This is a genomic window from Alloalcanivorax xenomutans (assembly GCF_900217905.1).
GTDB classification, from domain to species: domain Bacteria; phylum Pseudomonadota; class Gammaproteobacteria; order Pseudomonadales; family Alcanivoracaceae; genus Alloalcanivorax; species Alloalcanivorax xenomutans.
On sequence record NZ_OBMO01000012.1, the window covers coordinates 88,449 to 101,222 of the forward strand.

Here is a 12,774-nt window from a genome sequence, read left to right on the forward strand (position 1 = left end):
TATTATTCTCCTTCGCCTTCTTCATGATCGTCGCTCGCCGATCCCAGCGGCAGCCAGCGGCGCAATACCGTTTCCATCTCTTCAAGATGCACCGGTTTGGCGAGAAAGTCATCCATTCCAGCGGCAAGACAGCGGGCCTGAACGCCCTCGGCGGTGTTGGCGGTAATCGCGATGATCGGCGTGCGCGGACGGCCTTCCTGGCGTTCACTTTCGCGCATCACCCTGGTCGCCTCGAACCCGTCCATGCCCGGCAACATGCAATCCATCAACACCAGGTCATAGGTCTCGCGTTGCAACAAGGACAACGCCGCCGGTGCGTTGCTGAAGGTCTTTACCTGATATCCCAGCTTCGCCAGCATGCCCTTGGTGACCAGTTGGTTGACCTCGTTGTCTTCCACCAACAGCAATCGGAAATGTCTGCGGCGCTCCAGAGCTTCCGCGTTTTCCAGCGGCAGATCCCGTACCGGCACCGCCCTTGGCACTCCCAGCAGACGCTCCAGAGCCCCGCGCAGCACGCTGCGATGCACCGGCTTCACCAGCACCACCAGGCCGTGGCGCTCCACCAGACGCTGGATCGCTGGCTGGGCCCGTTCCTCGATGGTGCACATCAGAATCAGTTTGACCGGTCTCAGGGCCGGATCCACCAGCACGTTGTGGCACAAGTTCAGGGCCAGTTCCTGCCGTTCCCGGGTGTCCACCAGTAACAAATGGAATTCGGATTGTTCGCGCTGTCCGGCCCGTAACGCCTGCAACGCATGGTCATAATCCCGGGCACCCTGACACTGGCAGCCGAGTGCCTCGAATTCTTCCTGCAAACCGGCCAGCGCACCGCCCGCGCTACCCACCACCAGCGCCTGCAAACCGTCCATGGCGCTCAGCAGTTTCTGCGGCTCATTCATGTTGGTCTGCATGCCAAGGCGAACCGTGAACCAGAAAGTGGCGCCCTCGCCTTCCACGCTTTCCGCCCCAATAGAGCCGCCCATGGCCTCGGTGAGCCCCTTGCATACCAGCAAACCGAAACCGATGTGCTTGGCGGCGAAGGCGTCCTGGGCGCCGTCCAGGAAGTGATCCTGGAACAGGGTGCGCAGCGTATCGGTATCCATGCCTCTGCCCTGGTCGCTGACTCTGACGCGCAGCACGCCTTCATTGTCGCTTTCTTCGGTGAAATCCACGTCCAGGCGGATCTCGCCTTTGTCGCTGAACTTCACCGCGTTACTGAGCAGGTTGGTCAGCACCTGCATGAAACGGTCACGGTCGCCACGGACCCGCCGGGGCAGCATGCGATCCACTACCGCGGACAATTCCAGCCCCTTGCTCTGCGCCATGGGACCGAACGCTTCCAATGCCTGTTCCAGGGTGCCACGCAGATCGAAATAGTCCGGGCTGAGCACGATGCGGCCGGTGAGGATACGGGAGTAATCCAGCACGTCGTCGATCAGCGCCAGCATCAGTTTTCCGCTCTGCCCCGCCGCTTGCAGATATTCACGCTGCTCATCGGAAAGTTTGGTTTCTTCCAGCAGCGACATCATGCCCATCACCGAGTTCATCGGTGTGCGCAACTCATGGGCCAGGCGGTAGACCAGACTCAATTGGATGTCGGTACCGGCATGATGATCCCGCCGCCGGTCATGCTGTTCGCCGCGCCGTTCACGGGTCACCGCGTGCCAGAACAGTTCATACTGGCCCCGGTAAAGACGGAATAAATAGAAGGTGTAGGCACCGACCAGGACCACCAGCAGCCACTCTTTCATGCCGCCATAGAAAAACAGTCCGAGCAGGATCGGCACGAACATCAGCACGATATAGAGCTGGCGCACGCGCAATCCCGCCATCCAGGAACTGCCCAGGGCGGTGGTGACACCAACGTTATAGAGAATAACCACGAAGAAGTTGAAGCCGGCGCCGGTGCGCCACAGCAGCCACACCGGCATCACGCCCCAGACCAGGGCGTGCAGAATCAGCCCGGCGCCGAACAGCTTGCGCCAGCGCGCCGGACCGGCGCCGTACAGAGCGTCGAACCGGGCGATCAGCCACAATCGGAAGGCCGTGACCAACACCACAGCGCCGCCGGCGATCAATGTTTCCAGTTCGTAGGCCCGGTATACCCCGCCCCAGGCCGTCACCAGGGCATAAACCAGAAGGGCCGCCAACACCCCCATCAGGGAGTTCTTGGCGGCCCCGTAATCCACTCGCTTGAGGACCTTGCGATCTTTTCTGTATATCACCGTCATTCTGCCGACATACGGATCAGGCGTAAGTTAGGCCTTGCCGTCATTAAATTCAACCGTAATGACGCGCGCGTCAAAGAAGGTTCGCCATCAGGCACTCACAGCATCTTTACGTTTACGTAAACTTCCCCTATGCTGCCACCATGACAACACAAAAGACCTACAGCATCGGCGAGTTGGCCCGCGAATTCCAGATCACTACGCGCACCATCCGCTTTTATGAGGATCAGGGCCTGCTGCACCCACAACGGCGCGGTCAGACCCGGATCTATCTACCTTCCGACCGCGTCGCGCTCAAACTGATTTTGCGCGGGAAGCGTCTGGGGTTGTCCCTGGCCGAGTCCCGCGAGCTGATCCAGCTGTACATCCCCGCCGGGGACAACCGCCATCAATTACAGGCCCTGCTCGACAAAATCGCCGAAAAGCGGGCCATGCTCGAGCAGCAACTCAAGGACATCCAGGCCATGCAGCAGGAAATGGATGAGGCTGAACAACGGGCCCGTGAGGCCATGATGCAATTGGAGAACAATAATGTTTGACGGTGGATTGGACTTTCACTTCGACGAAACCCTGAATGCCCTGCGCGACAGCGTGCGCGCCTTTGCCCGGCGCGAAATCGCGCCCATTGCCGCCCAGGTGGACAGCGACAATCTGTTCCCCAATGAACTATGGAAAAAACTCGGTGATCTCGGTGTGCTTGGCATCACTGTTTCCGAGGAGTATGGCGGTGCCGGCCTGGGTTATCTGGCCCATACCCTGGTGATGGAAGAGATTTCCCGCGCCTCCGCGTCCATTGGCCTGTCCTACGGCGCCCATTCCAATCTCTGCGTGAACCAGATTTTTCTCAATGGTAACGAAGCGCAAAAAGCCAAATACCTGCCCAAGCTGGTGAGCGGTGAGCATATTGGCGCCCTCGCCATGAGCGAGCCCGGCGCCGGCTCCGACGTGGTGAGCATGAGCCTGCGCGCGGAGAAGAAAGGTGACCGTTACGTCCTCAACGGCAACAAGATGTGGATCACCAACGGGCCGGACGCCAACACCTATGTGATCTACGCCAAAACTGATATCAACGCCGGACCGCGCGGCATCACCGCTTTCCTGGTGGAACGGGATTTCCCCGGTTTCTCACGCGCACAGAAGCTCGACAAGCTGGGCATGCGCGGCTCCAATACCTGCGAGCTGGTGTTCGAGAACTGCGAAGTGCCGGAGGAGAACATCCTCGGCAAACTGAACGAAGGCGTTCGCGTTTTGATGAGCGGCCTGGATTATGAACGTACCGTGCTCTCCGGCGGTTCCACCGGCATCATGCAGGCCTGTCTGGATGTGGTGGTACCCTACGTGCATGAACGCAAGCAGTTCGGCAAGGCCATCGGCGAATTCCAGTTGATGCAGGGCAAACTCGCCGACATGTACGTCACCCTCAATGCCAGCCGCGCCTATCTTTATCAGGTGGCCCGTTGCTGCGATGCCGGCCAGACCACCCGCAAGGACGCCGCCGGTGTCATTTTGTATTGCGCGGAGAACGCCACCAAGATGGCTCTCGACGCCATTCAGTGTCTCGGCGGCAATGGCTATATCAATGAATACCCCACCGGTCGTTTGCTGCGCGATGCCAAGCTTTATGAAATCGGCGCCGGCACCAGCGAAATCCGCCGCATGTTGATCGGCCGGGAATTGTTCAACGAGAGCGCCTGATATCGCGGCCGCCCGCTCCCACACTGTTCTTTTACCGCCGGAGCGGCTCACCAGCCGCGATTCTTCCGAGGATCGCATATGCCCAAAATCATCAGTCATCTTAATAAGAGCGCGCCGGAGTTTGACCAATACCGCGAGCACAATCTGAAGCTGCGCGGGGAGTTGCGGGAAAAGCTCGCGCACATCGCCCACGGCGGCGGTGAAGCGGCGGAGACTCGATTACGGGAAAGAGGCAAGCTGCCGGTGCGGGAACGCATCCAGTACTTGCTGGACCCCGGTTCCCCCTTCCTGGAGCTGTCCGCGCTGGCCGCCGACGGGGTTTACCCCGGTGAGGACGTTCCCGCCGCCGGCTGTGTTGGCGGCATCGGCCGTATCAGCGGCGTGGAATGCATGATCGTCGCCAACGATCCCACCGTGAAAGGGGGTAGCTATTATCCGCTGACGGTGAAGAAGCACCTGCGCTGTCAGGCCATTGCCGCGGAAAACCGCTTGCCCTGTGTCTATCTGGTGGATTCCGGCGGCGCCAATCTGCCGCGCCAGGACGAGGTGTTCCCGGACCGGGATCACTTCGGCCGCATCTTCTTCAACATGGCCAACATGTCCGCCAGCGGCATCCCGCAAATCAGCGTGGTGCTGGGTTCCTGCACCGCCGGCGGCGCCTATGTGCCGGCCATGGCCGACGAAGTGATCATGGTGCGTAATCATTCCACCGTGTTTCTGGCCGGCCCGCCGCTGGTCAAGGCCGCCACCGGCGAGGTAGTGAGCGCCGAGGAGCTGGGCGGCGCCGCGCTGCACGCCGAGCAATCCGGCGTCGCCGATCACCTGGCCGAGGACGAACCCCACGCGCTGGATCTGGCGCGGCGTTGCATTGCCCGGCTCAACTGGCGCAAACCGGAGCAACTCGACATTCGCGAAAGCCGCGCGCCGGCCTATGATCCCCAGGAACTCTACGGACTGATCCCGCCCACCACCCGCTCGCCGATGCCGGCCCGGGAGTTGATCGCGCGCATCGTCGACGGTTCCGAACTGGACGAGTTCAAGGCCAGCTACGGCACCACTCTGGTCACCGGCTTCGCCCGTATTCATGGCATACCGGTGGGCATTCTCGCCAACGATGGCGTGCTCTATTCCGAGTCGGCGCTGAAAGGCGCTCACTTCGTCGAGCTGTGCAACCAACGCAAGATTCCGTTGTTGTTTCTGCAGAACATCACCGGCTTCATGGTCGGCAAGAAATACGAAGCGGAAGGAATCGCCAAGCACGGCGCCAAGATGGTCAATGCGGTGGCCTGCGCCCGGGTACCGAAATTCACCGTGATCACCGGCGGCAGTTTCGGCGCCGGCAACTACGGCATGTGTGGCCGTGCCTACGACCCACGCTTCATGTTCATGTGGCCCAATGCCCGCATCTCGGTGATGGGCGGCGAACAGGCCGCCAGCGTGCTTACACAGGTCAAGGTGGCTTCGCTGAAAAAGAAAGGCGAGAGCTGGAGCGAGGAACAGGCGCAAGCCTTCCAGGAAGAGATGACCGCTCAATATGAGTCCATGGCCACGCCCTGGTACGCCAGCGCCCGGCTCTGGGACGACGGCGTCATCGACCCGGTGGACACCCGCGACGTGTTGGGGCTGGCGCTGTCCGCCAGCCTCAACGCTCCCATTGAAGACACCCGCTACGGCGTATTCCGGATGTAATCATGAGTGTAGAACTGACCCTGCAAGCGCCGGTGGCCCGCATCACCCTGAACCGGCCGGAAAAAAGCAACGCTTTCGACAACACCGTCATCGAGTCCCTGATCGACGCTTTCGACCGGGCCGGTGCCGACGACCAGGCCCGAGTCATCGTGCTCGATGCCGCCGGCAAACACTTCTCCGCCGGTGCCGATCTCAATTGGATGCGAGCCATGGGCCAACTGGACCATGAAGAGAATCAGCGCGATGCGTTAAGGCTGGCAGCGCTGATGGCGCGCATCGATCAGGCCGGCAAGCCGGTCATAGCCCGGGTCCAGGGCGCGGCCTTCGGTGGCGCGCTGGGATTGATTTGCGCCGCCGATATGGCGGTGGCGGCGGACAACGCGCGCTTCTGTCTGAGCGAGGTCAAGCTCGGCATTCTGCCCGCGGTAATCGCCCCTTATGTGGTACGCGCGCTGGGCCCCCGTCAGGCACGCCGCTACTTCATGACCGCCGAAGTAATCGCCGCGCCGCGCGCCAGGGAACTGGGCATCGTCCATGAAGTGGTGGCCGAGGATCAGCTCGATACCACCGTGGAGACATTGGTTGACGCCCTCTTGAAAGGTGCTCCGGGAGCTCAGCTGGAGGCCCGCGATCTGGTACGGCGCAGCGACGAGCAGCCACTGGCCGAGGACTTGATCGGTTACACCGCCGAACTGATCGCCCGCCTGCGCACCGGAGACGAGGGCCAGGAAGGGCTCGCCGCCTTCCTCGAAAAACGCGCGCCGGCCTGGAGCGCCTCCTGATTCGTTGGTGACCACGGAACCCCGGGGGTTGTCGAATCCCGGGAGTGTCATAAACAGATCCATGAAAGGGCTGATATAAGAATGACCAACATCACCACACTGCTGATCGCCAACCGCGGAGAGATCGCCCGCCGCATTATCCGAACCTGTCGCGAACAAGGTATCCGTACCGTGGCGGTCTATTCCGAAGCCGACGCCGAGCTGCCCCATGTCCGTGAAGCGGATCAGTCCGTTTGTCTCGGGCCGGCGCCGGCCCGGGACAGTTATCTGGATATCGGTAAGGTGATCGACGCCGCCCGCGCCACCGGCGCCCAGGCGGTGCACCCCGGTTACGGCTTTTTGTCGGAGAACACCGGGTTCGCCGCCGCCTGCGACGAGGCCGGCCTGATCTTCATCGGCCCCGGCGCCAACGCCATCCGGGTGATGGGTGACAAGGCCGCCGCCCGGCAGTTAATGAGTGAAAACAAAGTGCCGGTGCTGCCCGGATTCGATCAGGAAAGCGCCGACGATGCCACTCTGGCGAGCGAAGCGGAACGGGTCGGTTTCCCATTGCTGATCAAAGCGGTGGCCGGCGGCGGCGGCAAAGGCATGCGCGTGGTGGAAAGCGCGGATCGCTTCGACGAAGCGCTGGCCTCCGCTCGCCGCGAGGCCAGCGGCGCCTTCGGCGACGACCGGGTGCTGCTGGAACGCTACCTGCCCACCGCCCGTCACGTGGAAGTGCAGGTGTTCGCCGACCAACACGGCAACGCCGTGCATCTGTTCGAGCGGGACTGCTCGGTACAGCGCCGTCACCAGAAAATCATCGAGGAGGCTCCCGCCCCGGGGCTGGACGAGGCGCTGCGTGAACGGCTCGGCGAAGCGGCGGTGCAGGCCGCCCGCGCCATCGACTATGTCGGCGCCGGCACCGTGGAATTTCTGTTGGCGCCCAACGGCGAGTTCTTCTTCATGGAGATGAACACCCGCTTGCAAGTGGAGCATCCGGTTACCGAGATGATCACCGGCGAGGATCTGGTGGCCTGGCAGATCGCTGTGGCCGAAGGGCGCGCGCTGCCGAAACGCCAGGACCAGATCCAGCGGCACGGTGCCGCCATGGAAGTGCGTCTCTACGCGGAAAACCCCTATCAGCATTTCCTGCCTTCTTCCGGCACTCTGCAGCCCCTGGTGTGGCCGGAAGGCGTGCGGGTGGACGCCGGCTTCGAGGCCGGCGACACGGTCAGTGATCACTATGATCCGATGATCGCCAAGCTGATCTGCCACGGTGCCGACCGGGAACAGGCCCGCCGCCGTCTGGTGCTCGGCCTGGAAAACCTGATGCTCGGTGGCATTCACCATAACGGTGCCTTTCTGCACCGGGTGCTGAGCAGCGAGCCGTTCAGCCAGGCGGAGCTGGACACCCGCCTGCTGGAGAAACATCCGGATTTGCTGGAACCGGTGAGCGTGCCGGTACCGGCTCTGGCGGTGGCCGCCGCGGCGCTGGTGGTACAACGGCCGGCAACCGGCAGCGATCCCTGGCAGGCCTTGAACGGCTGGCGGCCGTTAGGCCGGCGCCAGACTCTGGTGCCGCTCAAAGTGCTGGACGAGAATCTGATCGTGATCCTTGAGGACAATCAGGCCAGCGTGAACGGCGTCCCTCTGCCCTTCCAGTTCCACAGCGATGGCGGGCGCTTCCATCTCGGCATCGATGGCGGCACACTCGTTGACGATGTGGCCATTGGCGATATGACCTTTTCCGGACGCTTCGTCGACCAAGGAGAACGGTTGTGGTTGTTCGTGGCCGGTCAGGACTATGCGGTAGACCTGCATCCGGCGCGGGAAAGCGGGCACGATGCCGGACACGGCGATTTCACCGCCCCCATGAGCGGCACCATCGTCGCCCTGCATGTGAACCCCGGTGACCGCGTTGCCGCCGGTGACGCGGTGATTACACTGGAAGCCATGAAGATGGAGCACACCCTGCGCGCCGGCGGCAACGGCATCGTTCATGGTTTCAACGTGGGCGCCGGTGATAGTGTCAGCGAGGGCACCTTGCTGGTGGAGTTTGAAGTGGAGCAAGAATGACAACCCTTGATCAACAACCGCTTTGGCAACCGGATCAACAGCGCCTGCAACACAGTGCGCTGAACCGTTTCTGGCAGCAAGCCCGTGCCCTGTCCGGCCTGCCCCTGCCGGACTATCGCGCCCTGCACCAATGGTCGGTGAACGAACCGGAAGCGTTCTGGAATCTGGTTTGGGACTTCTCCGCACTGCAAGGTGAAAAAGGCGCCGAGGTGCTGGAGCGGGCCGAACGCTTCCGCGACCACCGCTGGTTTCCCCAGGCCCGCCTGAATGCAGCGGAAAATCTGTTGCCCCGTCATGACGATCACACCGCTCTGATCAGCGTGGACGAGGCCGGCCAGCGGCACCAAATCAGCTACAGCGAATTGCGCGTGGCCGCCGGCCAGGTGGCGGCTCAGTTGCACGATGCTGGCGTGCGTCCCGGCGACCGGGTGGCCGGCTATATGCCCAACCGCATCGAGACCATCATCGCCGCGCTCGGTGCCGCCTGGATTGGCGCGATCTGGTCGTCCTGCTCTCCGGATTTCGGCGTCCAGGGCGTGCTCGACCGTTTCGGCCAGATCGAACCGAAGGTGCTGTTCGCCTGCGACGGCTATCAGTACAACGGCAAGTGGATCGCCCTGGGCGAGCGCCTGCAAACCCTGCGCGAACAACTGAAACCGGAATTGCTGGTGGTGATTCCCGGCCGCGGCAAGGCCAGCAATGTGCATGCGGCCCTGCCCTGGAGTGAGTGGCTGGACGCCGCCGGGCCGGCGCCGGCATTTGCCGCCCTGCCCTTTGACCATCCGCTGTACATTCTCTATTCCTCCGGCACCACCGGCGCCCCCAAGTGCATCGTCCATGGCGCCGGCGGCACGCTGATCCAGCATGCCAAGGAGCACCGGCTGCACGGTGACCTGGGCGCCGATGACGTATTGTTCTACTTCACCACCTGCGGCTGGATGATGTGGAACTGGCTGGTGGGCGGTCTGCAGAGCGGCGCCACCCTGGTGTTGTACGACGGTAACCCGGCCTACCCGGACGCTTCCCGGCTGTTCGATCTGATCGACACCGAGGGCGTCACCCACTTCGGCACCAGCGCCAAATTCGTGCAGGCGGTGGAAAAGGCCGGCATTGAACCGATCAAGAGCCATAGTCTGGAAACCTTGCGGGTACTGTATTCCACCGGCTCTCCGTTACTTCACGAAAGTTATGATTTCCTCTACCAGAAAGTGAAACCGGATTTGCTGGTCAGCTCGATTTCCGGCGGCACCGACATCATCTCCACCTTCGCGCTCGGCAACCCCATGCTGCCGGTCCATCGCGGTGAACTGCAGTGTCTGGGGCTGGGCATGGATGTGGCGGTGTTCGACGACGACGGCCAGGCGGTCAGCGGAGAAAAAGGCGAGCTGGTGTGCCGCACGCCGTTCCCATGCTGTCCGGTGGCGTTCTGGAACGACCCGGACGGCCAGCGTTTCCAGGATGCTTACTTCGAGCGTTTCGCCTCCCTTGGCATGGACATCTGGGCCCATGGCGACTATGCCGAAACCGTTGCCCACGAAGGTCACGACGGCCTGATCATCCATGGCCGCTCCGACGCCGTGCTCAACCCCGGCGGCGTACGCATCGGCACCGCCGAGATCTACCGCCAGGTGGAAACCCTGCCACAGATTCGCGAGGCGGTGGTGATCGGCCAGCAATGGCAGGGCGATGTGCGCGTGGTGCTGTTCGTGGTGATGGCCGGGGACGCGGTCCTGGATGACGATCTCAAACAAACTCTTCGCCAGACCATTCGCGACGGCGCCAGCCCGCGCCATGTGCCGGCGGTGATCCTGGAAGTGCCGGAGATTCCCCGCACGGTCAGTGGCAAGATCGTGGAACTGGCGGTCAGGGACATCGTCCATGGACGCGAAGTCCGCAACCGCAACGCCCTGGCCAATCCGGATGCGCTGGCGCATTTCGCCAACCGGCCGGAACTGGCGGAATAAGCCGTTGCCAGCCTCCACGCCGTCCGCGTTGCTGTTTTTATGTGGGCAATGCGGGCGGCGCGGGCTGGCTTGCCTGCTGTTATTTCTTTTCTCCCTTCCCGCCCACGCCGCCCTGCTTACTCTACCCATCGATGAACACAGTCCACTGATTGGAGCGGCCCGGGATCAGTTGATGCTGGTCCACTACCGGGACGGCGCTTTTCATGAAGTGCGGCATCAGTGGCTGCCCTGGACCCTGGGCCATCAACCCTATTTCCAGGAAGATCATGACGCGCGCCGGGATATTCCGGTAGACCGGGTCGCCGCCGGAGACCGTTTGCTGTTGCGCTCCGGGGACGCCGGAGAGGTTCATCCCATGCCCTTGCCGGCGGAGGTGCTTGCCACGCTGCCCATTGCCCACGGCGACGGCGTTTTCTATGTCCTGCGAGCCCGGTCCCGCGCCACTTTCGCCCCGGCGGCCACGCTCGAACACGCGCCCTTGGCGATCAGGGGCGACCGCTTCCGGCTCGCCTTTGTTGACGACAATCTATTCCGCTGGGGTGATTTCACTTATCAAGGCTGGAACGGTGAAGGCACCTTACTGGATGGCCTGAAGTTGAGACTCAGCGCAGGCCTGTTGTTACGTAACGCGCGGGTCACTCTGGACAACGACAACCTGGACCCGGTGATCCGGCAGGTCATGACCGGCCCGCTGGCGACGCTGGTATACGCCACCACCCGGGTACGGGTAGCGGGATTGCGTGTGCTCACCGTGCATAACTATTTCATCATCGGCGCCGACAGCGTGGTGGTACACAGCCGCTTTACCCTGCCGGCCGTGGCCGCCACCGTGTTGCGTGAACCCAGCGCCCGCATCACCGTGGACGGCTATCGGTTGCAGGGCGCGCGCCTGCGTACCAGTTGGATGGGAGCACGGGAGGCGGTGGTGGACGGTGTGCTCAGTGACGCGGAGCAGGCCATGCGTGGCAGCACAGTGCCACGGGACAACACCCTATGGTTTGATACCGGAAAGGGCTTTGCCCTGCGCGCCCGATTACGCTTTCTGGACGGTTTCGACACACCGGTACGGTTTATTTACGAGGATGATAGGCAGCGGCCCGATCCGCCGGAACGGTTTCCCGGCCAGGAGCCGGAAGTGGGCTTTTTACTACAGGATCTGCCCTTCGGGCAGGAATATTACGTCATCGCCGAACTGTGGTTCTCTTCCGCCTCGCCGTGATACCGGGCCATTCGGGGACAATCAGCGCCGCCGTAGCGACAGCAGTTCCTGCGTCCCCCAGTACCCACCAGCCAGGGCCATGCCGACGAACAACAAGATCACCCAGGCCCCATCGTCATCGCTGTGCAATATGTAACGCCACAGCGGCGCCGGCGCTGTCGCCGTTCTTGCCCTGGCCACGTCCGGTTCCCTGACCGAATAAAGCACGGTTACCGGCGTTCCCTCGACCAGTGGTTCAGGCAGATCGAACTGCTTTTTATGGCCCGCGTACTCGACAGTGTGCCGGTGACTTTCGTACCTTTCGAACCGCCCATGCGTCCACAGCCGATAGTCCATCACCGTGCCCGTCACCTGCCGTCCGTGACGCGACAGTTCAATCCATTCCCCCGTTTGATGAACCACTAACACCACGCATACCAGCGCGAACAGCAGCTTGAACAGCGCGCTTCCCAGCTTTCTCGCTCTCATCAACGTCACATCCTTATCCCGTCAGGCATAATCAAACCCGGTCCATGAACCTCTGCTTGCCCCATAATGGCGGATCAGTCCGCTCATTGTGCGATACACTGGCCTACCTGCACGTCCATTCGCTGCCCCCCGGCTCTCCTTCCTTGGCAAGAGGCTCCCTGCCCCTTCCCGTCCAGCCTCTTACGCCAGCTTTTCCAGCGCTTTACGCAGCGGTTCCGGAATCGGCACGGGGCGGCCGCTTTCACGATTGACGAACACATGCACCACATGGCCCAGGGCCTTGGCCGCGCCCTCGGCGCCGAACACCGCCAGGCCATAACGCACCGAGCTGTTACCCAGTTTGTCCACGCGCATGCCCACCGCCAGGGACTCCGGATAAGCCGCCGCCTCGAAATACTCACAGCCGGAGCTGACCACATAGGCGATCACATCACCCTGATGAATATCCAGACCGCCCTGCTCGATCAGGTAGCGGTTGATGGTGGAATCGAAGTAGCTGTAGTAGGTGACGTTATTGACATGGCCGTACAGATCGTTGTCGGACCAACGGGTATCCAGGGGGCAAAGGTAACCAAAAGCGTCCCGCGGCGGACGTGTGTTCGCGTCAGTCATGGTTTCTCCTGTGTGGATTTGCGGCGCGACAGCCGCGAATGGCAATGATAGCCTAACAG

The 12,774-nt window shown here is 62.2% G+C and carries 10 protein-coding genes; 7 read left to right on the plus strand and 3 right to left on the minus strand.

The window, feature by feature from the left end:
- Positions 1-2: 2 nt before the first annotated feature.
- Complete coding sequence (locus CRO06_RS11250) at positions 3-2,231, minus strand: response regulator (RefSeq protein WP_097058456.1); 2,229 nt, start codon at positions 2,229-2,231, stop codon at positions 3-5.
- Between the two features lie 140 nt (positions 2,232-2,371).
- On the opposite strand from CRO06_RS11250, the gene CRO06_RS11255 reads away from it, so the two are divergent.
- The 7 genes from CRO06_RS11255 to CRO06_RS11285 all read left to right on the plus strand — a co-directional run bounded on the left by CRO06_RS11255 (position 2,372) and on the right by CRO06_RS11285 (position 11,635).
- Positions 2,372-2,767, plus strand: a complete 396-nt coding sequence (locus tag CRO06_RS11255) for a MerR family transcriptional regulator (protein WP_022994235.1) — start codon at positions 2,372-2,374, stop codon at positions 2,765-2,767.
- The gene (locus tag CRO06_RS11260; RefSeq protein WP_022994236.1) at positions 2,760-3,923 is read left to right on the plus strand and encodes an isovaleryl-CoA dehydrogenase; all 1,164 of its coding nucleotides are present in this window, start codon (positions 2,760-2,762) and stop codon (positions 3,921-3,923) included. Before CRO06_RS11255 ends, CRO06_RS11260 begins: the two co-directional genes overlap by 8 nt.
- Positions 3,924-4,001: 78 nt before the next feature.
- Complete coding sequence (locus tag CRO06_RS11265; protein WP_022994237.1) at positions 4,002-5,612, plus strand: carboxyl transferase domain-containing protein; 1,611 nt, start codon at positions 4,002-4,004, stop codon at positions 5,610-5,612.
- Positions 5,613-5,614: 2 nt separating this feature from the next.
- On the plus strand, positions 5,615-6,394 hold the full coding sequence (locus CRO06_RS11270) for an enoyl-CoA hydratase/isomerase family protein (RefSeq protein ID WP_022994238.1): 780 nt from the start codon (positions 5,615-5,617) through the stop codon (positions 6,392-6,394).
- Between the two features lie 81 nt (positions 6,395-6,475).
- Entirely contained in the window at positions 6,476-8,452 is a 1,977-nt protein-coding gene (locus CRO06_RS11275; protein ID WP_097058457.1) for an ATP-binding protein, read from the plus strand.
- A complete protein-coding gene (locus CRO06_RS11280; RefSeq protein WP_097058458.1) occupies positions 8,449-10,416 on the plus strand; it encodes an acetoacetate--CoA ligase in 1,968 nt (655 codons plus the stop codon). The genes CRO06_RS11275 and CRO06_RS11280 overlap by 4 nt, the downstream gene beginning before the upstream one ends.
- Before the next feature lie 4 nt (positions 10,417-10,420).
- Positions 10,421-11,635, plus strand: a complete 1,215-nt coding sequence (locus CRO06_RS11285; protein WP_143247739.1) for a hypothetical protein — start codon at positions 10,421-10,423, stop codon at positions 11,633-11,635.
- Between the two features lie 21 nt (positions 11,636-11,656).
- Here the strand turns inward: CRO06_RS11285 and CRO06_RS11290 are convergent, their stop codons facing one another.
- Both CRO06_RS11290 and CRO06_RS11295 read right to left on the minus strand, forming a co-directional pair.
- Positions 11,657-12,103: a DUF3592 domain-containing protein gene (locus CRO06_RS11290; protein ID WP_097058460.1), complete on the minus strand. Its 447-nt coding sequence runs from the start codon at positions 12,101-12,103 to the stop codon at positions 11,657-11,659.
- Positions 12,104-12,283: 180 nt separating this feature from the next.
- Positions 12,284-12,715 carry an acyl-CoA thioesterase gene (locus tag CRO06_RS11295; RefSeq protein ID WP_097058461.1) on the minus strand — a complete coding sequence of 144 codons (432 nt, stop codon included), beginning with the start codon at positions 12,713-12,715 and terminating at the stop codon, positions 12,284-12,286.
- Positions 12,716-12,774: the final 59 nt, after the last annotated feature.